Genomic DNA, 23,895 nt, shown 5'->3' with positions numbered 1-23,895 from the left:
CCCCTTCGTGCATCTCACGCAGCCGTGGTGATCTGCTCGCCGATAACGGCCTGTACCCGGGTGTCACCGCGGAAGGTATTCAGCTGCAGCGAGGCCACGAAGCGCAGCGTTCCCAGCTCGGTACGGCTGGCGCGCCGCCCCAGGCTCTGGAGCACCTCGTACTTCTCCTCGGCGACGTTCCACCACAGGCAGGACAGGCCGGACCGGGTGACCAGGCGCAGGTGCTGCGATTCGGATCCGATCCGGTCCACGCGTAGGCCCAGGGGCTCGATCGCGATCTCGACGACCGGGGCGGTGAAGCCGTGACCGAAGGGCTTGAGCCCCTCGGTCCGGCGCACCAGCTCGAACAACGGCTGCAGGTCCTCGAGGCCGGCGTCGCAGTCGTCGTCCGGGCCGAGCACGAGATCACCGTTCGGGCCATCGGTGCTGACGGCGAGCAGGGCGACCTGAGTCGCCTCCTGCAGCACCGTGACGAGGTCGCCCAGCTTCTTGGCTTTCGCGACGCGGACGCCGCAGGCCTGCTGGTGCCCGATAGCGCTCAGCCCGTCATAGGGTTCCAGGCTGTTGATGATGTTGAACCATCCCGGCGCGCGACCGGAGCCCGAGACGAAGTCGTCGGCACCGGCGGGCCGGTTCACCACGACTACCGGATGACCGTTACGCTCCATCATCTGGTTGGCCAGCAGCCCGTACATGCCCGGGTAAGCGTCCGAGAAGTACACCCACGGGGCCAACGGCTGCTCCCCAGTGCCGAGTTCTTTCATGTGCTTGATGACTAGCTGTTTGCGCAGCTCGTTGGTCTCGATCACCTGGTGGGCGGCCTTGAGCTTCTCGTCAGCGCCGGCGGCCGTGAATACCTGGAAGCACGGCTCCAGCGAGGCCTCCGTGCGCCGCGGGCTGTTCATCGCCGGGGCAAGGTAAAAACCGAAGAAGCCCTCGTCGAGGTCGTCGAGATCGCGGATCTTGCCGATCTGAGCGAAGGCCTTGAGCACGATCGCGAAGCCCTCGAAGGTCCGCAGGAATACGGGGTGGTGGGGCTCAGTGCGCAAGAGTTGCATCAGGATCGACTGCTCGACGTCGATGGCATCGGGGTCAGCGTCGAACCCGCCCCAGGGATTGGGAATCGTCTTCGGCGCGGCGACGCGCAGCAGCCGGGCGATCGAGATCGCGTCACGCACCAGCTGACGGTTCTCGTACAGCACGGGCATGACGTCGGAGACAGTGCCGAGGCCGGCGAACAGGCGCAGCAGGCGGATCTCCCAGAGTTTCACGGTCCGGTGTACGCGGGCGTAGGCCTCAATCACCTGGTAGAGCACGTGGGCACCGCAGATCCCAGTGTGGGCGTAGGTCTCGTGGATCCGGCACGGGTCGACGGTGACGTCCGCGGTCGAGCCCGGCGCGAGCTCCTCATGGTGATCGGTCACCAGCGTCGTCCAGCCCAGGGCGCGCGCGGCCGCGACGCCGCGGTGGGAGTTCACTCCCCCGTCGCAGGTGAGCAGAACCCGTGTGTCGGGCCACTTCGCGTGGATCTCGGCGATGTCCTCGGGCGCGAGCTCGTGGCCTCGGCGGTAGTCGGGCAGGTGCAGCTCAACATTGAAGCCGAGCTCGGCCAGGCCCGCGTAGCCGAGGACGCCGGAAGCGATGCCATCCATGTCGAAGTCGGGGGCGATGGTGATCTTCTTACCCGTGGTCCGGGCGTCATGAAGGGCTTCGACCATCTCGGCCAGGTCCAGGAGTTCATCATGCTCGGTGGATTCGATCTCCTTCAGATACTGGTCCGACCAATCCCGGCGCCGGCACAGCAGCTCGAAGAGGTCGGTGTCCTCGTCGGTGAGCGAATGGTCGTCGACGGTATGAAGCGTGGACATGGCAGGGACCTCTCGATCTGATCGTTAATCGGCGGAGCATGGGGTATGTAACACCCCTCAATGTTGCTGTGATTTTAGCAGTTCCATTTGAGCAATCTGCTCATATAGCAGCGCCTGTGGGTTTCATTCGGGTTCTCAATGACACGCTTATCTCGAATGACTGCGACAGGCTTTTCAAGGCCCTTGACAATCGGCTACTCTCGCCGACATGGTCAAACGAAGCATTGTCGAGTCAGATCTCAGCGGGAAACCGGATGCAGCTACAGCTACGTTCGGCCTGGGTGACACCTGGTACGAGGTCGACCTCACCTCTGAGGAGGAGAAGAAGCTTGAGGACGCGCTGAAGCCGTACCTGAAGGTCGGCCGGAAAGCCGAAAAGTCAGCGCCCAAGAAGCGATTCGTGCCCGAGACGACTCCCGAGGAGCGCGACAGGATCCGCGCATGGGCCAAGAAGAACAAGTACGAGGTCGAGGACCGCGGGCGCATCCCGAAGAGGGTCATGAAGGCCTACGACGAGGCGCACGACATCGATCGGAGCAGGTAGTACCGGTCCCTGGTGTTCGCCTCCCGTCCCACCCTGAAGGGTCCTGCGGCATGCTGCAGGACCCTTCGTGCATCCTCAGAACGGCGGCAGCGACGGACGGATCACGTCGGTTGTTCTGATCCCGGCGGCTCGCGCGCGAGTTCGGCAGTGGATCGCGCCGTGCGAGAAGTGCCCCGGCGTATGCAGCATGAACTGCTCCTGGCTCCGCTTCGTGCACCCAGGCTTCCGGCAGAGGCCGAGGAAGACCGTGCACAGTACCTGAGCTCCGGCGTCGCGCAACACGTGGGCTGCGTCGACCATCTCCTGATTGCGCTGGAAGCCGGCCCCCTTTCTATGAGCCGACCAGGCGGCGGGGAAGGTGCGGATCTCGAAGCCGGCGGCCCGCCACAGGCGCTCGCATGGCGTCGGCACCCTTGTGGCAATGCCCCGAGATGAGTACCGGCCGGGTGACGTTCTCGGCCCCCAGTCGCGCCAAGCATCGTTGAACGTCTCACCCATGCGCTTCTCGTCGTTCCAGCTGCGGGAACCTGTGACGAGCACGGCGTGCGAGAACGGTTCTGGAATCATTTCAGCAATCATTCAAGTCGCCTCTCCCTGTGACTCGGCGGTCTCCGGAGCTGGAGTCGAGAGCCAGAGGTCCGGCACCCAGGCCGCTCGTCGGACGTTCATGGTCTGGCGAGTTCCGCCGCTTCACGCCTGTCGTCCGGTGTCGGCTTCGATGGTGACCGTGCCCTTCTCGGCGTGGAGTTCGACACGGATCTGATCGTCGCTGCACATCGGCATGAGGTGGATGGTGTATATCCCGTCGTCTCCGCGGGAGACGTGCACGGTGACGATCGCGCTGTCCTCGTCGTCGGTGAAGTCGACGTTGCCGATGGCATCTTCGTCGCCGGAGCGCATCGCTGCAGCGACAGCTTCCCTGTGTGGCTGCCACAGCTTCGGCTCGCAGTGGGTCCTGGTGTCGTAGGGCGAGAGTTCGGACTGGGACTGCGTCATGGCGATGCCCCTTCCTGGTCTCGGGTGCGGGTGGCGAGCATCAAGCGCGAACCCCGGTGGGATGTGGTCTCGATGTTCGACGGTGCGCCCGTGCCAGCTCTGCTGGCTCGACGTCCCGGCAAGATCTGGCAGGTGTGATCTGCTCCCGGACGGCTCGTGCAGCGAGCCGTCGGCCGGGTCGTCGTTCCTCGCCTGAGCCCTGCGCGCAGCGCCAGGCGATCCACCACTGCTGCACACCCTTCGCTGCTGGCCACATCTGTGGACAACTACAGCGGGGCAGCGGTGGGGATTCCTTCCTCAAGCGCAGCGCTGGGCATAGCCGGAGGGAGCGCCAGCGACGGACGGACCGGCGAGCGAAGCGAGCGGTGGAACCCGTCGGCTATGCCGACTCACACGTCCTCGGAGCGCAGCGGAGAGGCCGAGCGGAGCGAGGGCCCGTAGGGCACGTGTTATCAGGTTCCCTTATGCCCTTTTGCCTCCTTGCCGTCGTCATCGCTGTCCCACTGCTGGAGCGTTTACGGATGCCTGGAACATCAGGGGAAACGGTCAGTACCCACTTGACCCGTACCCCTCCCCCTTATCCGCGCAGCGGGGGTACGGGTCCGACCGTTTCGCCTGGTCATCACATCTTCTCGGTGTACTGCTGTTTCGACGTCCGTGATACCGCCGTACCTCATGCTGATTCGTCGTCACTCCATCAAGATCTAGGGCCGGTTCGGGTCCGCGCCGACGCGCACATCCGGTGTGGCGACCCGCTGCCCAGGCCTGTGGAGCCGCCGATGCTGAATCGACTATCACCGGCAGACCGTGACCGCTGACGGCAGGAAGGGCTGATGTGGCGGATGTCGGAGCTGGCTGCTCCGGCATCCGCACGTTCGCTGCGCACGAGGGCCCATTCCCCTCCCCCTTCCCGACCATGACGGCCCGATGACATCCCTGTACCGACCGTCGTACCAGCGCTGCACCGTCACCGTGCTGATGGCTCGTCGGCGGACGTGCTGATCTCGGTCCTCTGACGGTTCACGGCCGTGTCGCCACGTCCGCGTACGAGCTTCGACAAGGGATTCGGCTAAGCATTTCGGCTCTATGAATAAGCAGCGAAACGGTGTCCCACTCGTGTCTCCAAAGTGATCTATCAAAACAAAATGGGGACGCTACTGAGACACGAATAAGACACCGACTGCTACCCATAAGTCCCTCAGAGTCCCGCGTACGTCCTCACGGTGTCTTGCGTACGCTCCGACCGTGTCGCAGACAACACCCTCGGTGGACGCATCTACTGAGGGGTGCCGGGTGGCGTCCCTCAGGAGGCACAGTCGAGACACCGATGGGACTTCTTGAGTACTCCCATGCGACTCCGTCTGGACGACGCCGTGACCCTAGGTGTCTCGCAAGTGGCCCATGAGAGCCCTTGGTACGTCGCATGTGGGGCCCAAAGGTGCATGGCGGCGACGGCTTGTACGTAGTCGACCCACGCGGGTGGCCACGGCGTCCCGTAAGCGCCCTCACCAGTACTCGATAGCGACACCAATGGTGTCACTAGAGCGTATCGAGAGTGACTTGCATAGAGCCAGAAAAGGACACTAGAGTGCACTCGCATCGATTCACATGCGAGAGAAAACGTGGAAGGGTGCGAATCCACATGGACGAGCAAGAGACTTCCGGCGAACGACCGGATGAGATGCACGAGCGAGTGGCAGGGCGAGGTGAGTACATTGGCGAACCAGTCGGGTGAACCTCGTAAGGTCCGTTGGACCGTGCCTGCTGCCGACACCTCGGTGATCGATTGGCTCAATGAGCAGGCGGACATCTCGCAGTCGATTCGGCTGCTCATTCGGGAGTCCATTCAGCGCGACGGGTACATCGACGTCTTCTACAAGCCCGTCGACCAGTTGCCGCGTCGTGGTCGGCCACCGCTGGAAAACACCGAGCAGCGCGAGGACGACGAGGCGGTCAGCGAGCGCCGTCCGACCGCCAGGGCAGTTCAGCTTCAGCCCGCAGTCGCCGACGAGGGCGAGGTCGACACGGAAGCCGTCGTCGAGAAGACAGCACCGGCGCCGGTAGCCCAGCCCGAGCCGGTTCCCGCACAGATCGAGACGGCAGAGGAGCCCGCGGCAAGCGCCCCTATTCCCGCGTTGGGGCCACCGAAACAGTCATCCATCGACGAAATCATGGCGAGCACTCGGCGCTGAGTGACGCGGTGACTCTCACCTTCCAGGCAGACAACACAGACACCGAGGGGCCGAGTTCATGAGCACGAACACCTCCGAGATCATCACTCTCACCGGCGGCATCGATGTCGGCAACGGCTACGTCAAGGGCGTCATCCAGAACACGAAGCAGGGGACTTTCGACGAGATCGATCTACCCAGCGCGGTCGTCTCGACGTCTCGCACCTCGCCGAAGGTGCCGCTCCCCGACGCGGATGCGGCCTCCGTGCTGGCCGGCGACTTCTACAACCAGATCGACTGCTCGCTCACCACTCCCCTGGTAGCGGCATCGGACCGCCGGATCTTCGGCCGGGCGGCGCTGTCCGTGCGCGGTTCGAAGTTCACTGAGTTCGAGGTGCTGGGCAAGCACTCCAAGGCCGATCAGGAGCTGAGCAAGGTTCTGGTCCTGGGTGTCTTCGCCGCGAAGGCCATGCGCGACTACGTCCGCGAGAACGGCACACTGCCCGATCACGAGCTCCGCGTGCAGGTGCGCGCCGGCCTGGCGCTGCCGATCTCTGAGTTCGTCGCGCGCCGTCACGCCTACGCCGCCGAGTTCATCGGTCTGTTGGGCAGCGCGGACCCGACAGTGCACCTGGTGACGATCAAGAACTTCAGCACTCCGGTCTCGGTGCGTCTGCAGTTCGTCGACGTCCAGGTGATGGCCGAGGGTGCCTCCGCGCAGTTCGCCATCACCGACAAGGGCGAGCCGCTCGCCCAGGCGCTGCTGGACGATCTGCGCACCCGAGACGCGTCCGTCGTCGAGGGCGTCTCCGCATCTGATCTGGTGGCGGTCCAGCACACCATCGGCGTCGACGTCGGCGAAGGCACCGTGAACTTCCCGGTCTTCACCGACGGCCGGTTCAACCCCGAGGCGGCCGCCACACTCGACGAGGGCTACGGCACCGCGCTGATGAACGCCATGGAGCGCATGAGCGAGTCCGACGCCAACCTGCAGTTCTCCTCGCGCAAGCAGCTGGCCGACTTCCTCCACGCGGAGCCGTCGGTGCTGGTGAAAAATCGTCACCAGCGTGCCGCCGGCTTCGTCGAGGACGAGGCCAGCTACTTGGTCGCCGAGATCGCCTCCTCCTTCGGTGACGTCCTCTCGCAGGCCGGTGCGACGACCGAGGTCGTCTACGTCTACGGCGGCGGCTCGGGTCCGATCAAGCACCTGCTGCACCCGGCTCTGCTGAAGGCCGCGGGCGACGTGCCTGTGCTCTACCTCGACTCGAGTTACTCGCGGCACCTGAACCGGGAGGGCCTGTACATCGCGGCCCGTCACGTTGAGCAGCAGGCCCTCGCCGCGAAGGCCACGGGCAAGCGCACTAGGGAGGTGGTGTGATGAGCAGGTCACTGCAGACTCCTCGAAGGACGCGGGCGGGAGGCCCGTACGGGGGGTGGGGTGACTGCGTCCCCGCCAAGGAAATCGAGCTGCAGCAGCCAGGGGCCGATGCCTGGTGCCAGCGTTGGAGCCACCGGTTGCCGACGTGGAGACGGACCCGGGACGGCGGCTTCGACCCGGAGGTGCACCGTGTCGTCCGGATCCCGGAGGCTCCGGCGAAGCGCTTCACTGTCGCCCATCACTACAGTGCGAGCTGGCCGGTCGTACGGCTCGCGTACGGCCTCCAGCGTGTCGACCAGCTTCCTGGCCCCGGCGAGCCAGAAGGCGGCCGTCTGGTCGGGGTGCTCGCCCTCGGGGTTCCGATGAACACGGCCGTCCTCAATGTGTTCCCGGACCTGGTCCCGCTCAAGGAATCGCTTGAGCTCTCGCGTATGTGTCTTCTTGACTCGGTGGCTTCGAACGGCGAATCCTGGGCCTGCGCGAGAGCATTCCAGGACGCCGCCGCCAAGGGAATCCGAGGGATCGTCGCGCACGCCGATCCCGTCCCGCGTGTCAGACTCACAGCCGACGGCCCCTCCCACGTGATGCCGGGACACATCGGCCATGTCTACGGCCACGGCCAGGGTTTCGCCTATCTCGGCCGTACCCGCGCCCGGCGTCTGGTTGTACTTCCTGACGGCACCGTGCTGAGCGACCGCGCAGCAGCCAAGGTTCGCCGAGACGAGACTGGCCACGCGGCAGTCGAACGGCGACTCATCGCACTCGGAGCCACCGCCCGCCGAGCTGAGGAAGACGGCGGGTGGTGGCTCGCTCGGGCGCTTGAAGATGTCGGGGCAACGGCGCTGTACCACGGCGGCTGCCACAAGTACGCGCGGACCATCGGCCCGCAGCGCAGGCAGCTTCTGCTAGCTGGGCCCGCACTTCCAGCTCCACGACATGGGCCCCGTTCCCCCTTACCGTCTACTCCAGAGATACGAGGAAGCCACCAGATGAGTCACGGCCTCAGCCCTACCGGCGCGAAGATCCTCGAGGCAAACGACGACGGTCTCGTTGCCGGGCACCCCGCAGCGCTCGCCAAGCTGATGTCCGATGACCTGGTCGTGCCGCACACCGCCGACCGCGGTACCTATCGGATGTCCGCGCTCGGACGGACGGCCCTCGACACCTGGCGGAAGGAAAATCCGGGTCGTGCTGCGCTGGCGGACGCCCCACGCTTCCTGCCGAAGCTGCCCGGCCGACAGCACGAGGCGGTACTCGCTGCCGCGCGGCGCCCCGACCAAAACGTCCCCGGCCAGGATGATCCGGCCTACCGCGCCGGCGAGGTATGGTTCCGGGGGTCCACCCTGCGGAAGATCGCGGCGAGCGGTTACGCCGCCATCCGGCCCGGGCGGTACGACAGGGGTCCGGCAACATGGGAGCAGACAGGCCGCCCGCTCTACCTCACCGAAGCGGGGCGGATCTACGCCCGGCAACGCGGGAGCATCGACGTCCGCCGACGACGTGTCGTCGTCATTGCCTGCGGCATGCAGAAGCTGCCGCATCCAGGCTTCGACGAGGTAGGCAACCCGCTCCCGGGCCACCCGGCCGGCGAACTGTACACCGATGACTACCACCGCTCCCTTCGCGAGGCGGCGGACGCTCTGACGGGCCCGTCGCTGATCTTCATCCTCTCCGCGCTCCACGGTCTCGTACCGCTTGACCGACGCCTGCTCCCCTACGACGTCACCCTCGAAGACGAGCAGGCGGTCACCCCGGAGACGATCTACTGGCAGGCGGCGGGTCTCGGCCTGGACGACGCGGATGTCATTTTCCTCGGCGGCCAGGACTACGCCGCGCTGCTTCTGCCGTCCGTCCCGCACCTGCACGCGCCGTTGGCCGGCGGCATGGGCGACCAGCGCGGCCAGTGCGCGCGAGCCCGCGATGAAGCCGACGTGCGCGAGGCCTGGTGGAAGAAGGCCGCCACCCTTCACAACGAGTACGCCACACAGTGAACGCCCCCCAAGGGGGGCCGCCTGGGGGCCGCCGGGGCCCCAGCAGAGCACCACTGTCCACTCCGAGTCCGTAGGAACGTCATGGCCAACCCGTTCGCCCCACCCATCGACCTCAGCCACCTACCCAACTACCGGCAGGCCGACGCGCGTCCTCGCCGCGCTGTGTTCCTCGGTCGTGTCTCCACCAAGGACAACCAGAACCCGGCCTCGTCCATCCCGCGGCAGGTGGTCCTCGCCTCCGAACGCTTGGAGGAGGGCGAGGAGTTCGTCGCGTACTTCTGGGACGTCGAGTCCGGGATGCTGCCCCCGGACCTGCGGGGCCTCGGGCCGCAGGAGATGTACGACGCCCTCGCCGTACCGACCCCCCGGGACGGCGGACTCCAGGACCTCGTGGACCGTGTCGAGCAGCTGGGTGTCACCCACGTCCTGTCTGAGCGCTCCGACCGCATGGCACGCGCCATGCTGACCAGCCTCACCGTGGAGGACGAGCTGGAGCGCCTCGGGGCAGAGGTGGTGTACGCCAACGAACCGGTCGGCGGCACCAAGTCCGGCCAGCTACGCAGCCGCCGCTACGGCCAGGTCGAGGCGGAGGTCTACCGCACCGTCCTGAACGAGATGTCGATGGGCGGGCAGATCCAGCACGCCATCAACGGCTGGAACCACGGCTATGCGCCGTACCCGTACATCACGCTGATCGATGAGAACGCCCCGGTACAGGGGAAGGGACGTTTCGGCGCGGAGCGGCCGAAAAAGAAGATCGCTCCGCACCCCGACCCGCGCCGGTTCGACGCCGCCCGGGAGCTGTGCCGCCTCCGGCGCGAGGAGCACCTGAAGGGCCCGGACATCGTCGCGATCCTCAAGGCGGAGCCCGACCGGTACCCGATCGAGGGCGAGTGGACCTACAACAGGGTCGAGGGTCTGGTCTCGAACCCGAAGCTGACGGGTTATCAGGTGTACAACCGGCGGGCAACCCGCACCGGCCGCGCCGGGTTCTCGCAGCGGAACCCCATTTCCCAGTGGGTGTGGTCGCCGAAGGTCGTACACAAGCCGGTGGTTAGCCTGGAGGAGTGGATGCAGGCCCAGGAGGTCACCGCGGGACTGCGCGCGGGCGTCGAAGGCGGCCCGCTGCTGCGGGTCCGGGCAGCGGCCTCCAGGCTCGGGCTCACCGTCACCACGGTCAGCAGCAACGCCATGCACACGCTGTACCGGATCGGGAACCGGCAGATCGTCCTGCCCGCGCCGGTGCCGGAAACGCTCGTCCAGCAGGTCATTGAGGACTTGGGGAGCGCGGCGTGAGCGAGACTATTGAGGGCCAGGCCCACCGGCGCGCCCAGACATGGGTGACGCACCTTGCCGAGCACGGTGTGTACGCACACGGGCGGACGCTGAGGGCGGTCGAGGCGAACGCCGCGCAGGGGCTCGAACTCGTCGGCGTAAGCGCCGAGGTCAGGCTCATCCCGGTGACACCGGAGCTGGAGACGCTCCGGGCCGCCGACGACGCACGCGAACAGGCTCTGCGCGCCGCGGTGCACGCCCTGGCTCTGCGGCGTGCCACGCAGCGTGACATCGCCCTGGCAGCACGGGCACCGGCTTGGCAGGTGAAACAGATACTCGCCGAACAGGCGAAGAAGGACGACTCACAGCCTCCTGCGGAATCAGCCACGACAGCCGAGGGCGCCGTATGACCGACGTATGCCCGTACGGGTTCCTGCGGCTCGCCGCTCAAGGGTTCTGGAACCCGCGCGTCGTTCCTTTCGATCCGGAGGTCCACTGTGTCGTCCGGGTCTCCGAGGTTCCGGCCATTGTGGTGCCGGGCGCATGAGCAGCTATCGCGAGATCGGGAAGCTGTTGGCGGCGAGCACCGGCGCGAAGCGGATGAGCGAAGTCTTCGACAACTTCGTCGAGATGGCGGCGCTGGCTCTGCGCAACGCCGTGGACGTCCGCGCGAGCGAGTGCTGGAACGCGCGTGAAAGGCAATACCTCCAGATCGTCGACGGCTTCAGCAGAACAGACTTGGATCGCTTCGCGCACGCCCTGGCGCTGGTGACCATGGAGTTGGAGCACGATCCGTGTGACGTGCTTGGCCGCCTCTACATGGAGTTGGAGCTCGGTAACGAGAGGCTGGGCCAGTTCTACACGCCCTACGACATTGCCCGGCTGATGGCCGAGATGCAGATCGACTCGGTGGTCGAGCAGGTGCAGAGGGACGGCTTCGCCAATGTGTATGAACCAAGCTGCGGCGCGGGCGCGTTCGTGGTTGCTCTGTCGCAGGCGATGCTCGGGCGCGGACTCAACCCGCAGACGCAGTTGCACGTGACGGCGGAGGATATAGCTCCCCAGGCCATGCACATGATCTACGTCCACCTGACGCTGCTGCACATCCCCGCGGTTGTGCGCCGTTGCAATGTCCTGACGCTGGAGACGTTTGACGCGTGGCCCACTCCCGCTCATGTCCTGGGTGGTTGGGGCCGGAAGCTCAGGCTGGCCCGGGCGTTCGATGGATCACGGCGGCTGATCGTCGCGTCGCCTCAGGACATCACCGGAAAACCTGCTGACGCTTTGGAGGTGCAGCGATGACGATCGCGCAAGGACGAACCGATCCTTCTGACGCCGAGAGCGACGATACTTCGGCACGGCATGGGAAGGATCCGGCAGCCGAGTCGTGTCCGGCGTGCCAGTGCAGGGAAGTCCGCTCTGGACGTTGCGGCGGATGTGCCGCAGCCATCGGTGCCGAAGCGGCGGCGGCCGCTTTGGAAGGTATGCCCAAGAACGCGCGCGCCCTCGTGCACGCGGCAGAGCAGCTGGGCTGGGACGTGCGTGCGGAGCGCCGCTGGACCGGCCGTCTGTGGGTGCGCGCCGCAGTGGTCTCCGGGCTCGTGATGGTGCGCGCCGGGGTGGAGGAGGCCGAGCACGTGTGCGCGTGGAACGAGGCGACGGGCAAGTTCGTGACGTCCGCTTCGACCGGCGGGTTCAAGGCTGTGCGTGAGTCAGTCAGGGCCGTGCGCGTCGTGTCGCGAGAGCAGGAGGCCACAGGTCGGACGGTGTGGGGGCGCGACGCCGCGGAGTGGGTCCGGCAGATAGAGGAGGCCGCGAACAAGGTCACTGCCGCGCTGCGCGACGCGCAGGATGCGTTCGACGCCCTCGACGGCTCAACGGCCACGGGTGACCGGGCGGTCGAATTCGCTTCCGGCGCCTACACGGAGGCGAAGACGGCACAGTGGTCGGCTGCCGACGCCGTGAAGGCGACGCGGGCGTGGCTGGCCGAGACCAACGGCCACGACGCGCGAGGGTGCGCGTCGTGGCGGCGTGCGATCGTGCTGGCCGGGCAGCACGTCAAGGAAGCCGGCGAAGCGATCGCCGACGCCGTGGCGCGCGCGGAGCGGGAGGCACTTGCCGCTCCCATCATCGAGGAGGCACAGGAACGGCTGAACGCCCAGGAGGCCGAGTGGCGCAGGCAGCTGGCCGAGTCGGGCCGTGAGCCGTCGGCGCGCGGGTACGCCGGGCTGATCGTGATGTTCGAGGACTCCTCACGCGCCTGGTGTGCATGGTTCGACGGCCACACCGACTACGACGGCGTCCCGCACCCCGGACACGGAGATCCCTCGCGGTCGTTCGTGGCACAGTACGACGCCTGGGTGAAGTCCAAGCGCTCCAGCCGGTCGGTGTACTACCCGTCGCGGTACACCTCCGCAGCGCTGATCGCCGGTGACCGGGTCGACGTAGCCGCTGTGGTGTACACACTGGCCGTGGTCGACCGGATCGAGGGGCGCGGCGCTGAGAACCTGCGGAAGGCGGCGGCCGCCGTCCGCAGGAACCCGAAGGGGTTCGGTACCGGGAACGAGCGTAAGCGCCTGGCCGACTGGGCCAAATACCCGCACAACAGCTACGGGGAGCCGGCCCGGCTTGCCGAGCACGCCGTTGTCGAGTGGGCGGCGCTTGAGACCGCCCAGGCCGCGTACAACGGCGTTCGAGACTTCGAGCGTGCCCTGCACTGGGATGCGCACTACGCCGGCGAGCGGGCTGAGGCGCGGGCGGAGGCCGACCGTGCCGGGCTGGCCGGACGCGACGAGGCCCGGGCCGAGCGCGCGGCGTCCGGCCGAGGGGCAGCCGCGTGGGAGGCGGCGGTGGAGCGGCTGACGACGGCCCGCGTCCGTGTGCACGAGGCGGTGGTGCTCGCCGCCGGTGACCTAAAACGGGCGCAGGCGTGCGGAGACCGGGTCCGCGAGGGTGATGCGCTCGCCGGGGACGTGTGGTCGGCTGTCCGGTCCTGCGAGGAGGCGTATGACGACGTGGACCGTGCGAAGCGGGACGCCGCACACTATGAGGACTCGGCAGAGGTCTACCGCGAGGCGGGTGCTCTGTCTGACTACATGGCCGAGTGCGCGCGTATGGAGGACGCTGCCGCCCGTGCCGAGGCCGCCCGTGAAGAGACGCTGAACCTGTACGGGTGCGCCTTCGAGGATGCTGCGAAAGCGGAGGAGGACCGGCATGAGGGTGTGCTCCGGTAGTGGCCACGTCGGGTGCGGCGCGGGCCAACAACACCGCTCGAATGGGTGGCACCGACACCGCCCGTGGCGAGCCAGCCGGTGCAGAGGTGGAGAACCGAAGCGCGGAGCAGTGGCTCGATGAACGCGATGCTTGAACCGAACTGCCCCGTATGGGCTGGTGCACGGGGCTGGCCGACGTGCTGGCTGCCGCGTACTCGGGAAACCTTCACGCGGACACGTCCGGGATCGTCCGCCGCCGCGAGGGCTCCTCCCCCGCCGCGCCGTGCGCCCACCGGGCCGCCTGCGCGTCCGTACGGGCCACCGCAGCCCCGCCGAGACCCAGCAACGCCAACAGGCGCCGCCACGGGCTCCTGCGGGCCCTAGTAGGGCTTTGTTATGTCTCTAGGCAGGTGGTCGTTCTGGTGGTTTCCTGATGGTATGAGGTTGGTTGAACTCGCTGCGTGTCGGGCTCGGTTGGAGGAGTTCGCTGGGGAGGTGTTCGCGCCTTTGGCGCGTGCTGATCAGCGGGTGAAGGGCGGGCTGTACCTGCGGGGCCTGCTGCTGGACGGGCGTCGGAAGTCGATGCAGCCGATGGCTGGCCGGCTCGGCATGGACCATCAGCAGTTGCAGCAGTTCATGACCTCGTCGACCTGGCCGGTGGACACCGTCCGCGCCAGGTTGGCCCGCCGGGCAGTGGCGGTGGTGCGGCCGCAGGTGTGGGTGGTGGACGACACCGGGTTCCCGAAGGACGGTACGTCCTCGCCCGGGGTGGCCAGGCAGTACTCCGGCACCCTGGGCAAAGTCGGGAACTGCCAGATCGGGGTCAGTGTCCACGCGGCGTCCGACGCCGCGTCGTGTCCGCTGTCCTGGCGGCTGTTCCTGCCGGGCAGCTGGGACGGGAGCGAGGCTGCCGGTCGTCGGGCCCGGTGCCGGGTCCCGGAGAGTGAGCATCACCGGCCGAAGTGGCAGCTCGCGCTGGACATGCTCGACGAACTGGCCACGGTCGGGCTGCGGCCGGCGGTGCTGGTCGCGGACGCCGGCTACGGGGCGAACGCCGACTTCCGCCATGGCCTGGAGGACTGCGGCTTGGCCTACGCGCTGCAGGTCAAGGGCGAGATGGCAGCTCACGCCGAGACAGTCGCCGAACGCGACGCCTGGGTCGCCAAACAGACCACCCCTCCTGCCAGAGGGACGTGACAGCCCACGGGATCGCAGCAGGCGGGGGTACGGATAACCGGGAGAGCCCCCATACTCGTGAGGCCAAGGTGCCGGTAGCGGCGGACCCACCAGGAGGCCATCGCTCAGTACCCCTTGACACTGTGGGAATCGCCCGGCGGCGCCCATCACCGAAGCCGATGCCACCGCCGGGCACCACGCCCTACTCCTTCACCCTGGTCGCAGACACCGTGGCGTGCCGCGTTGTCCCCGCCTGCACCTCCACGACAAGGCCCCGCGTGCACGTCAGGTACTTCTCCCCCGCCGTAGTCCGAGCGGCCCGGCCCGGACCCGAGTCCCGCAGCCACGCCGCGGCCGGCACCCGCACCGCCGCGGTGAGCGTACGAGTCAACGCCACCCGCCCATCCGGCAGCCTGACCGCGAGATGCGTCGGCCTCGCCGGTGTCCCCATGTAACCCACCACCGGACAGTCCACGGTCTCCGAGTGCCGGATCTTCTGCCACCCGCCCGACCGCCCCCGCGGGTACCGACCGTCCAGCCGTTTGGCGACGATGCCCTCGAGACCCTGCTCGGGCAGCACCTCGAACCAGATGCGCGCCTCGGCCAGGTCCGTGGTCATGGGCACCGGCTGCAAGGGCGGCCCCAGCGGCGCGAGCAGGTCCACGAGAATCTGCCGCCGCTCCGAGTACGGCCAGCCCCGCAGATCCTCCCCATGGTCCGGGTGAGCGAGGACATCCCACGCCGCGAAGGACGCGGGCATGGATGCGGCGAGTTGCCGGGCACGGAGGCTGCTACTCGACGCCCTGCTCCGAACCGCCCCGAAGTCCAGCCGGCCGCCGCGCCAGACGCAGATCTCACCGTCGAGTAGCACTCCGGCAGGTAGGCGCTGGGCAGCTGTCACCAGGTCCGGCCAGGACCCGTTCACCACCCGGCCCGCCCGCGACCGCATCGTCACCGTGTGCTGGCCACGCTGGACCGTCGTCCTGTCACCATCGAATTTCGGCTCGTAGGCCCAACCCTCGCCCTCTGGCAAGGCATTTGCGGCCCGCGCCAGGGCGACCTCGAGCGACGCGCTGTCCATGCCCCCAGCATCTCCCTGGCTGACGCTCACGGCAGCCGGAGCCTGCAACCGCGAGGTCTGTAAGCGATAGCCAGGCCTGGACCCGGCCATCCTGACTAGGCCGTGGCCTGCCCCTCGCCGGAGTGGGCCGCTTCCGTGTTCCGGGCGTGCTGCTTCGGGAAAGACCCCCTTCCGCGCGCCTTCAGAGCGGCACTCAAGCGAGGACTGTCCGCAGCCCGGTTAAACAGTGTTTGCCTCGACACCTGGGCAAGCCGACTCGCCGCCGCGACGCTCGCGCCCTGCTCCAAGTGGGCGGCAGCCGCATCAAGCTGGTCGAGGGTGACGGGTCGGCTCGGCCCATTGACGCGGTGTCGTTTGACGAGGCGCGCGTTCGCCGTACTGATCCACGCAAGAACGGCGACGACCACCGCGTCGAACTCTGGGTCAGCATGCCGCCAGCTATGCGGCATGGAGGGGTGGATTCCGATGGCCTGGGCGGCGGCTTTCTGGTCCCCGCCCAGCCGCGTGAGTGCCGCCAGCCAGTCCCAACTCCGGGCAATGACCTGGACGGCTTGGGGCATCCCGTCGAGCGCCGCCCGCAGCTCTCCGTCCGCCCTGGCCGCCTGCGACAGCGACTGCGGACTCACCCCCGCAGCGTCAGCAGCCTCCCCCGGGGTCCCACCGTCGCGCCGAAGCGCCCTCAGGGCCCGGCTCCGCTGGTCGTCGCTCAGGCCGCGGCGTGCGGCGTCGGCCCGGTTGTGGGCGGCCCGGCACGCAGGGCACCGCCCGCCGGCTCTCCAGCCTGACGGGGTCCCGCAACTTGTGCGGGGGGCCTTGCATGAAGTCATTGTCGCCACACCACTTTCGTTGTTACAAAGAACTCTTGGTCGGTCACGCTTCCCCTGCGGGGCACGGGCAACGGCCAGGCCTGGAACCTCCTGGGCAACCCGGGCGGCGACCGCACGACGCCAGCCTGCCGGAAACAGCACCGCGAGTGCGCGGGCCCGTCACCCGTTGGAGTGAAGGCCGGTGTGCGCGGGGCAACTTTGGCGAGCAGCGCGCATCGGCCATCGTCCGGTCTTGCGGTAGCCCTGGATTTTCGTGTTGAGCTGCGACCTGTTCATCCCCAGCGCGGCCGCGATGCTGGACTGGGTGACCTTGAGGTCGTCAACCAGTCGCATGACCTCCGCTCCGAGACCGGACGGGGGCAGAGACGCAAGGGTTCTCGCCTCGTCCTGGGTCGCGTCGCGGCCCGGTTTCGTTGTCCATACCGATTCCCAGGCCATGCCCCGCTCGTTCAGAGCGCGCACGCGATCAGGAGAGACTGCAGCCTGTCTGCCGTTCTTGCTTCTCGTGCCGTTCTTCAGATTCCGGTAATACATGACAGAGCTGCCCAGGGGGTATCCCTCATCATCGACGTAGTCCTTCCGGACCGTCTTGAGGCTTCCGTGCAGGGCGACATACCGGTCCGCGGCAGCCAGGAACCGTGCCCACGCGCCGGCCCTTCCGCCCTGGTCGGGCCTCCATCCGAGTTCTTCGAGGGACGCCAGCTCTGCCGGGTCGATGGTTCCCTGCTGCCACTTCGTCCGGTACCGCTTGAGGCGACTCCCCAGCGTGTAGCCGTCCTTCGTCTTCCATCCGGCTTTCACGCTGTTCAGGTCTCCCCCTTCCTGGACGTACTCCTGGCAGGCGGTGAAGAACTCCTGCCAGACCAGGTCGCGGCTGTCCCAGATCATTCCCAGCTCGTCCAGGACGGCGCGTACGGCTGCCGGTGTCCGGGTCGGCTCGGTGCGCGTCTTATTGATCTTCGATCCGAGGGTGTAGCCGGTCGGACTGACGTAGGACTGCGGGACACGGACGTGCCCGAACTGCGCCCGGTAGGAGCGCAGTTCCTTCAGGAACCGGTTCCAGGGCACCTCAGCCGTGTTCCACACCATGCCAATGCTGTCCAGAGCCGCGATGCGTTCGGGCCGCAGCCATCCCTTGCGGCGGTGCTGGCGGGCGTTGATCACCCACCGGCCCAGCTGGAATCCGTCCTCCGTGACGTAACCGGAGGGAACGTTCAGATTGCCGTGAACCTCGAAGTAGGCGCGGGCGTGGCCGAAGCCCTCCCACCACGGGGAGGTGACCTGCTTGATCGTCAGGGCTTTGATCCCGGCCAGTACGTCGTCGCTGGTGCCCGGGGGCAGCTCCACGGTAATCCGGGACGGCAGCTGCGGATTGCCGCTTCGCGCATGTGAGGCTTGGGTGTCCAGCTCGATGCCGAGGTTCTCGTCGTGAGCGCGCATGGCCCGCAATACCTGCCACAGCACCCGGTACTCGCCCGGGTCGAGGTCTCCGACCTCCTCGGCGGAGTCGGGAACCACGATGGGCACGATCACCGTGGCGATGCCTTGTTCGCTGCCGGAACGCCGCACGGCACGCCCGACCGCCTGCACGATGTCGACCTGGGAGGTCTTCGGGTGAGTGAAGGCGATCGCGTCCACGGTGGGCACATCCACGCCTTCGGACAAGCAACGCACGTTCGTCAGCACGGTCCACCCATCCGGGCCTCCAGGGGGCGTCCGAAGGGACGCCAGCGCCTTCTCCCGCTGACGGTGGTCCATGTCCCCCGAGACCCGCTCGGCGTACACCATGCCCTCGGGGCGGCTGCCGGCGGAAAGCCGGGCCAGAGTGGCGGGTAACGTCCGGGTGAGTTCCGCCGCCGCGTCAAGACGACTGCTGAAGGCGATGATCCGGCGCAGTCCGTACTGCCGTGCTGCCTGCGCAATCACTGCCTGCGCCGCCAGGACACGCAGGTCGGGTGCTCCCGGCCCGTCGACGAGCAGACGGTCATCGTTGAGGACCTGCACCAGTTGCGCCCGGGTCACCCCGATGACGACAACCCGGTAGTCGTCCAGATAGCCCTCGCGGATCGCTCTTGCCCACGGGTACTCGTAGAGCACCGGTCCGAACACGGTGGTGTCCGACATCGACACCAGGCCCACAGCCGTCTCGGCCCGCACCTCGTCGATCTTCGGGGTAGCCGTCATGAAAAGCCGGCGCCGGGCCGGCAGGAACGCCTCGTCCAGCACCCGGCGGGTCGCGTAGTCGATTCTCCCGGCCAGATGGTGCGCCTCGTCGAGTACCAGGAGGTCTGCCTGCACGTCCTGGTCGGTCAATGCCTCGGCCAGCCGGTGGGCGGAGAGGTAGGTGCCCACGACCAGCCTGCGGCCGCTATGGGTGCACAGCCAGTCCTTGATCTCCGCCGGGGTTGTGGTCACCTCGCCCTCGATGTCCTCCACGTGCACCGGAGCGTCGATGACCGTGTCGTCGGAGCACACAGCCAGAACCGCGTCGATCCGCGAGAGGGTCCGCCAGGCCGTCACGGTCTGCGCCACCAGGGAGAGCGACGGGGCCAGCACAATCACCAGCCCGCTCCCTGGGACCAGTTCCCTGGCGGAGATCACCGACATCAGCGTCTTGCCGCTGCCACATGCCGCGTGAAGCTGACCTCTGCCCCCATCGGCGAGACCAGTGGTGATCGCCGCGACCGCCTCGCCCTGATACGGGCGCAGAACGGGCTCCACCGTGCCGGTGTTGCGGTCCACAGTGTTTCTCCTCCAGCAAGCTGATGATGAGAGATGGCGCCCCGCCCGGTTCAGCGAGCGAGCGGGGCGCGGCCGGGCCGGTCGACGAGAACCGCTACGCCGCGTCCCTGTCGGTCCGCTTGCCCTGCCCGAGGCGGGCCTCCAGAGCGGCACGGACCTCCCCGGCGAGGAAATACGACTGGGCGCGCCCGGACTGCGGGTTCGGCCCGTGGTAGAACGCCTTCACCCCGTACCGGGCCATGGCCGCCGACGCGACCTTCCCGGGGGTCTTCGACTGGGATTTGAGCTCATGGCGGCCGATCGACTCCAGTGTCAGAGGGTCGTTGCGCTCCACGATCGGCTCCAGATCGATGTCCTCCAGGACCGCGGCGAGGTCGAGGGCGCCGTGCTTGTCGGTGGCGTAGCCGTCGAACTCGTCGTCGTCCGGGTAGGCGGGGCCGATGAACTCATCCCCGCACAGGGAGATACTGGGCGGCAGAGCCGCGTTGATCGCGTTCCGGTACTCGTCCCGGATCAGCGCCAGGGCCCCGGAGTTCTCCAGGAGCTCCCGCCAGTCGCTGTCCCCGCCGTTGATGACGTTCAGGACGTCCGCGTCGGGACTGGTGGAGTACTGGTTGATCCGGTTGCACCAGGTGCCGTAGCTCTTGGTCGTGTCACTCATTGGGGTACTCCTTCTGGGTGGTGTGGTCAGAGGGCGGCGATAGCGGTACGGATGCCGGCGATGACAGCGGCCCAGACCTCGTCGCGGGTGGCGACGCGGGACTCGCTGTAGCCGTAACGGCCGTGGAGCTTGCCGGTGGCGGCGTCGAACCAGACCTTGTCGATCGAGCCGAGGAGCTGGCCCGCCTGGGAGTTGGAGATCCCTTGGCCCTGGTAGGAGGCGGAGCTGATGCTGCCGGTGTTGTAGCGGGTGGTCTCGATCCCGGCGAAGGCGGCCCAGTCGTTGATGTAGACGCGGTCCATGCCGTTGCGCTGCCAGCGGTTTCCGCCGATGGCGAGCATCGTCTCGATGGAGTAGATGACCCTGCGGGCGGGGCGCTTCATGGCGCCGATCGCGATGCGGCGGGCGAGGGAGGCGCTGCCGATGACCCACCGGCCGGCGGTCTTGGTGGCCTCGATGACGCCGCGGCGGGCCCAGTCGCGGATGGTGGCGACGGTGACCTTGGCGGTGTCGGCGGCGGCAGTGGTGTTCATCGGGTTCCCCTGTCCCTTGGTGATGACTCCACTATGCTGTACGTACAGCGAAGTGTCAACAGGGATCCCCCATCAACTTCCACACCCACTCAAAATCAAGGGGCTCCAGGAGCGCGGCCTGCCGCCCGAAGCCGAGATGCGCCCCCGGCACCCGTGATCGTGCGCCCGCCGCCGTACTCGTCCACTCCCTGACCATCAGGCCCTACAACCTCGGCGAGAGATGCACCGCCGGCTCCACACCCCCGCCTGACAGGTGCAGCTCACAGCAGCCCCAGCACCGTGTCCGGACGGCACTGGATACACGGATACGCGCCCTCCACGGTGAGCGCGCGCAGCGCCTGCTCCCGGCTGATCGGCCGGACCCGCGCGTAGTCCACCTCGGCATCCCAGCACGTGTCTGCAGAGTCCCCGAGCGTCGTGTGGATCGTCGGCGGGCCAGCACCGACACCGTTCTGCGCCACCCACTCCGGCGGCGGCTGCGCGGCACGCTCCTGGCGGCGCTGCTCCTCCTGGACCTCGCGCTCGGCGGCCTCGATCCACCGGCGGGTCTGCTCGACCTGCTGGAGCTGGACGCGCAAGAGGAATTGCAGCATCTGCAAACGCTCGGCCGTGGTGGGCTCCGGGTCAGGCTGGCCGGTCATGCCGCTCCGTCGTCCTCAGCGTGGAGGGCCTGGTAGGTCACCCACGATTCGACCTTGAAGCGGTTCACGCCGTGCACGGCCGCGTGCTGGGTGATCGCCGCTTGGAGTTCCTGCGCCGCCTCCCGCCACGGCGTCCACCCCTTGGCCGAGTACGGGCTGGCCAGCGCGGCCGCCTGCGCCTGCTCGGCTGTGCGCTTCAGCTCGACCAGCAGGGCTCTCGCCGCCAGCTCGGCCTGCTCTTCTGCACTCAGTGTCTTCTGCTTCGCCACAGGTCCGGAGCCTAAACGGTGCCTATGACAGCCCCGCCACAGCACGCCCAGAGCACGAAAGCGGACCCGCCCATGAGGAGGCGAGTCCGCAGGCACTCACTGAGGCTATTTGTCCGACCAGGGCGGGACGCCCCTGTAGCAGTGGGCGGGGTAGCCCTTCGCTGTCTTCTTCAGGTGTCCCTCGTACGTCCGGGCTCCGCACTTACAGCTCAAGTTCATGGTCGTTCTCCTTCTGAGGTTAATTTTCGGCTCGGGAAGTCTGAGATCCACGGTACGAGCGGCGTGCGGTCATCGTCCGCGAGATGGTCTGCCCGAACCAGAGCCGCGTACCGTCTTCGGTTGTCTGGTCGGGGGCAGGCCAGCGCTCACGGCTGATGTCTGCGTAGATGGTGTCTGCGGCGAGTCCGGTTACGGCGGCGATCTCCTTGACCGTGTAAGACCGCTTCGACTCGATCCCGAAGAGCACCCGGGTGTGATGTGCGGCAACGAACGCTTCGACCGCACTCGGGTCGTACTCGCCGGACTTGCCGCGCTTCCCCACCCGGGCTGGCCACTCGGGGTGCCGGCCCCAGCGGGCGTTCTCCGCGACGTAGCGGGCCGTCAGCCCGTAGTGCGCAGCGATCTCCGGGAACGTCACACCGTCCCGGCCAGGCGGTGGTACGGGCGGTCCGGCGGATACCATCAGGTGTTCTCCTCTGGAGGAATGTGCGGCCGACAGGGCTTGCTCCCCACCCTCGGGTGGTGGGTCTTCGGACCCGGCCCTGTCGGCCCTTTCACGTACTCGGGGGTCAGGCGGAGGCCGCGTCACGAACCGCGGCGAGCGCAGCCTCGAGGTTCGGGGCGGTCTGGTCGTGGCCGGAGAACCCGTCGTCCTCGCCCGGGTCGAGCGTCCACGCCCACCCGGTCTCCGGGTGCCCGTCGATCGTCGCCGCGTGCCCGCCCGTATGGACGGTGATGGACAGGTTCCCCGCGGGGAACATCTTCGCCTCCGCGCGTGCAGCACCGCCCAGGGTCTGGCGGACCGTGTCGAGGGCTTCCTGCTCTGTCATGGGTTCCTCCGGGGTGACGGTGAGGACGACCGTGCGGCCGTCCGGGTCGGTCAGAACATGCCGGCCCACAGGGCGCCAGCCCGTGCTGGCCCGGCCGGTGAAGCCCAGCCGCAACCTGCCCGTGGGCGGCCGGCCCCCGGCGGGGTACAGCTCGAACACCATCCCCCCGTCGAGGACAGTTGCGTAGTGCTCCGGGCCGGTACCGTGCTGCTCTTTGTCGAAGTCCAGCCCCAGGCCCGCGTAGAAGGTGTGGCAGTCGTCGAGGCGCTCGGTGTAGATGACGGTCAGGTCGGTGTGCATGGGTCTCCTGGTGGCGGTAGTTGTGACGGAAGGGTGCCCGCCCCGACTGGTGGCCGGGGCGGGCGGTTGGTCTAGGCGCCGGGGCGCTGGTAGACCGTTTCGCCGGTCCGCCTGCTGGTGATGATCAGTGCCCCGTCCGGTTTCGCGTGGATCACGTTGCCTTTGGTGACTGCCACCAGCGTGCCGTCCGCTTCTTCGGTGGTGTAGTCCGCGCGGGGCGGGTACATCCGGCCGTCGAAGGCGAGCCCGGGGTTCGGGTCCTCAGGGATTCCGCTGTGTTCGTCTTCGACGCTGGTGAGCGTTTCGGCGAGCTGGGTGAGGGCTTCCTGTGGGCCTGTTGCCGGGGGTACCGCGGTTAAGCGCTGGTAGACGAGTTGGAGGCGTTCTCCGAGGGAGAGTCTCTGTCCGTCTGTCACGGCTACCTCTTTTGAGTTGGGAATGTGCGAGCCGGTCACCGGCAGCCGGACGGGTTCGGCGCGGCCTGGTGACGGATACGGGTGGTCACGGCACGTCCTCGGCGTTCACGGTCTCGAAGTGCCACCAGCGCCCCTCGGACCACTGCTCCACCCGGGCCTCCTCAGCGGGGCTGTCACCGCCGAGTGCTGCACGGATGAGGCTGTAGGCGGCGTCCTCGCTGGTATGCGCGGACTCGGCCCGCACGTCGGGGCCGGTGATGATGACGCGCCACGGCTTCCCGGGCTTCTTCGTGCTCACCGACCCGCCTCCAGCTCGGCAACCCGGGCGCGCAGCGCAGCGGTCTCCTCGGCGACGAGAGCGTCCAGCAGCGTCCGGGCCGAAGCCGCGCCGCATCCCCGGGCCCCGGACAGGATCAACAGGACGGCCTCACTCGCGGGCCGGACGTGATTGCAACCGGTGCAGTGCTGCTTGTCCGCAGCCCACTGGTGGCCGAAGGGGTGAGTGGGGCAGGTCCAGCCGACGGGGTGATTGGTAGTCATCAGAGTCCTTCCAGAGGCGGGGCGGGATGTGTGTGCTGGTCCGGCGTCGAGTTCCAGGGCAGTGACGACCGGGTGAGGTGGAGGGACGTTCAGGTGAGGCGGAAGGCGGGCCCATCAGGCTTGTACTGATCGATGAGTGCCTGCATCCAGTCGGGTATGTCGGCAACGGGAGGGACAAGGTGTTCGTGTCTGGCGCGCGGGGGCCAGTTGTTCAGGTGCGCCGGA

26 protein-coding genes are annotated in these 23,895 nt (G+C 67.7%); 10 read left to right on the top strand and 16 right to left on the bottom strand.

The window, feature by feature from the left end:
* Window positions 1–14 precede the first annotated feature (14 nt).
* Window positions 15–1,868, bottom strand: coding sequence for a DHH family phosphoesterase (locus tag OG285_RS32625; RefSeq protein ID WP_371793074.1), 1,854 nt, complete (start codon window positions 1,866–1,868; stop codon window positions 15–17).
* A 208-nt stretch (window positions 1,869–2,076) separates the two neighbouring features.
* On the opposite strand from OG285_RS32625, the gene OG285_RS32620 reads away from it, so the two are divergent.
* Complete coding sequence (locus tag OG285_RS32620; RefSeq protein WP_371793073.1) at window positions 2,077–2,412, top strand: Lsr2 family protein; 336 nt, start codon at window positions 2,077–2,079, stop codon at window positions 2,410–2,412.
* A gap of 75 nt (window positions 2,413–2,487) precedes the next feature.
* On the opposite strand, the gene OG285_RS32615 is transcribed toward OG285_RS32620, so the two are convergent.
* Both OG285_RS32615 and OG285_RS32610 read right to left on the bottom strand, forming a co-directional pair.
* Window positions 2,488–2,991 (bottom strand): hypothetical protein, encoded by a 504-nt coding sequence (locus tag OG285_RS32615; protein ID WP_371793072.1) that lies wholly within the window; start codon window positions 2,989–2,991, stop codon window positions 2,488–2,490.
* 111 nt (window positions 2,992–3,102) lie between these two features.
* Window positions 3,103–3,408 carry a hypothetical protein gene (locus OG285_RS32610; protein ID WP_371793071.1) on the bottom strand — a complete coding sequence of 102 codons (306 nt, stop codon included), beginning with the start codon at window positions 3,406–3,408 and terminating at the stop codon, window positions 3,103–3,105.
* Between the two features lie 1,757 nt (window positions 3,409–5,165).
* Between OG285_RS32610 and OG285_RS32605 the strand changes: the two genes are divergently transcribed.
* Window positions 5,166–5,600, top strand: a complete 435-nt coding sequence (locus OG285_RS32605) for a hypothetical protein (protein WP_371793070.1) — start codon at window positions 5,166–5,168, stop codon at window positions 5,598–5,600.
* Between the two features lie 58 nt (window positions 5,601–5,658).
* Entirely contained in the window at window positions 5,659–6,957 is a 1,299-nt protein-coding gene (locus OG285_RS32600; RefSeq protein WP_371793069.1) for a hypothetical protein, read from the top strand.
* Window positions 6,958–6,965: 8 nt separating this feature from the next.
* On the opposite strand, the gene OG285_RS32595 is transcribed toward OG285_RS32600, so the two are convergent.
* The gene (locus OG285_RS32595) at window positions 6,966–7,820 is read right to left on the bottom strand and encodes a hypothetical protein (protein WP_371793068.1); all 855 of its coding nucleotides are present in this window, start codon (window positions 7,818–7,820) and stop codon (window positions 6,966–6,968) included.
* A 126-nt stretch (window positions 7,821–7,946) separates the two neighbouring features.
* Between OG285_RS32595 and OG285_RS32590 the strand changes: the two genes are divergently transcribed.
* The 7 genes from OG285_RS32590 (at window position 7,947) to OG285_RS32560 (ending at window position 14,632) form a co-directional block, all read left to right on the top strand.
* Window positions 7,947–8,948, top strand: coding sequence for a DUF6884 domain-containing protein (locus tag OG285_RS32590; RefSeq protein WP_371793067.1), 1,002 nt, complete (start codon window positions 7,947–7,949; stop codon window positions 8,946–8,948).
* Between the two features lie 81 nt (window positions 8,949–9,029).
* Window positions 9,030–10,244: a recombinase family protein gene (locus tag OG285_RS32585; RefSeq protein WP_371793066.1), complete on the top strand. Its 1,215-nt coding sequence runs from the start codon at window positions 9,030–9,032 to the stop codon at window positions 10,242–10,244.
* Window positions 10,241–10,633, top strand: a complete 393-nt coding sequence (locus OG285_RS32580) for a hypothetical protein (RefSeq protein WP_371793065.1) — start codon at window positions 10,241–10,243, stop codon at window positions 10,631–10,633. Before OG285_RS32585 ends, OG285_RS32580 begins: the two co-directional genes overlap by 4 nt.
* On the top strand, window positions 10,630–10,770 hold the full coding sequence (locus OG285_RS32575; RefSeq protein WP_371793064.1) for a hypothetical protein: 141 nt from the start codon (window positions 10,630–10,632) through the stop codon (window positions 10,768–10,770). The genes OG285_RS32580 and OG285_RS32575 overlap by 4 nt, the downstream gene beginning before the upstream one ends.
* Complete coding sequence (locus OG285_RS32570) at window positions 10,767–11,525, top strand: N-6 DNA methylase (RefSeq protein WP_371793063.1); 759 nt, start codon at window positions 10,767–10,769, stop codon at window positions 11,523–11,525. The genes OG285_RS32575 and OG285_RS32570 overlap by 4 nt, the downstream gene beginning before the upstream one ends.
* A gap of 182 nt (window positions 11,526–11,707) precedes the next feature.
* On the top strand, window positions 11,708–13,456 hold the full coding sequence (locus OG285_RS32565; protein WP_371793062.1) for a hypothetical protein: 1,749 nt from the start codon (window positions 11,708–11,710) through the stop codon (window positions 13,454–13,456).
* A gap of 486 nt (window positions 13,457–13,942) precedes the next feature.
* On the top strand, window positions 13,943–14,632 hold the full coding sequence (locus OG285_RS32560) for an IS701 family transposase (protein ID WP_371793061.1): 690 nt from the start codon (window positions 13,943–13,945) through the stop codon (window positions 14,630–14,632).
* Window positions 14,633–14,813: 181 nt separating this feature from the next.
* On the opposite strand, the gene OG285_RS32555 is transcribed toward OG285_RS32560, so the two are convergent.
* The 12 genes from OG285_RS32555 to OG285_RS32500 all read right to left on the bottom strand — a co-directional run bounded on the left by OG285_RS32555 (window position 14,814) and on the right by OG285_RS32500 (window position 23,670).
* Window positions 14,814–15,692: an ATP-dependent DNA ligase gene (locus OG285_RS32555; protein WP_371793060.1), complete on the bottom strand. Its 879-nt coding sequence runs from the start codon at window positions 15,690–15,692 to the stop codon at window positions 14,814–14,816.
* A 95-nt stretch (window positions 15,693–15,787) separates the two neighbouring features.
* Window positions 15,788–16,318, bottom strand: coding sequence for a hypothetical protein (locus OG285_RS32550; RefSeq protein WP_371793059.1), 531 nt, complete (start codon window positions 16,316–16,318; stop codon window positions 15,788–15,790).
* Window positions 16,319–16,678: 360 nt separating this feature from the next.
* The gene (locus OG285_RS32545) at window positions 16,679–19,261 is read right to left on the bottom strand and encodes a Helicase associated domain protein (RefSeq protein ID WP_371793058.1); all 2,583 of its coding nucleotides are present in this window, start codon (window positions 19,259–19,261) and stop codon (window positions 16,679–16,681) included.
* A gap of 94 nt (window positions 19,262–19,355) precedes the next feature.
* Window positions 19,356–19,922 carry a hypothetical protein gene (locus OG285_RS32540; RefSeq protein ID WP_371793057.1) on the bottom strand — a complete coding sequence of 189 codons (567 nt, stop codon included), beginning with the start codon at window positions 19,920–19,922 and terminating at the stop codon, window positions 19,356–19,358.
* 26 nt (window positions 19,923–19,948) lie between these two features.
* A complete protein-coding gene (locus OG285_RS32535; RefSeq protein WP_371793056.1) occupies window positions 19,949–20,455 on the bottom strand; it encodes a hypothetical protein in 507 nt (168 codons plus the stop codon).
* A gap of 260 nt (window positions 20,456–20,715) precedes the next feature.
* Window positions 20,716–21,096 carry a DUF6233 domain-containing protein gene (locus OG285_RS32530; protein WP_371793055.1) on the bottom strand — a complete coding sequence of 127 codons (381 nt, stop codon included), beginning with the start codon at window positions 21,094–21,096 and terminating at the stop codon, window positions 20,716–20,718.
* A complete protein-coding gene (locus tag OG285_RS32525; RefSeq protein WP_371793054.1) occupies window positions 21,093–21,365 on the bottom strand; it encodes a hypothetical protein in 273 nt (90 codons plus the stop codon). Before OG285_RS32525 ends, OG285_RS32530 begins: the two co-directional genes overlap by 4 nt.
* A 238-nt stretch (window positions 21,366–21,603) precedes the next feature.
* The gene (locus OG285_RS32520; RefSeq protein WP_371793053.1) at window positions 21,604–22,047 is read right to left on the bottom strand and encodes a hypothetical protein; all 444 of its coding nucleotides are present in this window, start codon (window positions 22,045–22,047) and stop codon (window positions 21,604–21,606) included.
* A 106-nt stretch (window positions 22,048–22,153) separates the two neighbouring features.
* Complete coding sequence (locus OG285_RS32515; protein WP_371793052.1) at window positions 22,154–22,714, bottom strand: glyoxalase/bleomycin resistance/dioxygenase family protein; 561 nt, start codon at window positions 22,712–22,714, stop codon at window positions 22,154–22,156.
* A gap of 71 nt (window positions 22,715–22,785) precedes the next feature.
* Window positions 22,786–23,130 (bottom strand): hypothetical protein, encoded by a 345-nt coding sequence (locus OG285_RS32510; protein WP_371793051.1) that lies wholly within the window; start codon window positions 23,128–23,130, stop codon window positions 22,786–22,788.
* A gap of 85 nt (window positions 23,131–23,215) precedes the next feature.
* Window positions 23,216–23,428 (bottom strand): hypothetical protein, encoded by a 213-nt coding sequence (locus OG285_RS32505; RefSeq protein WP_371793050.1) that lies wholly within the window; start codon window positions 23,426–23,428, stop codon window positions 23,216–23,218.
* Window positions 23,425–23,670 (bottom strand): hypothetical protein, encoded by a 246-nt coding sequence (locus OG285_RS32500; RefSeq protein WP_371793049.1) that lies wholly within the window; start codon window positions 23,668–23,670, stop codon window positions 23,425–23,427. The genes OG285_RS32505 and OG285_RS32500 overlap by 4 nt, the downstream gene beginning before the upstream one ends.
* Between the last annotated feature and the right edge of the window lie 225 nt (window positions 23,671–23,895).

This window comes from Streptomyces sp. NBC_01471, assembly GCF_041438865.1.
GTDB lineage: Bacteria > Actinomycetota > Actinomycetes > Streptomycetales > Streptomycetaceae > Streptomyces.
The sequence above is the reverse complement of the archived record's forward strand: the minus strand, read 5'-3'. Positions and strand labels throughout refer to the sequence as shown.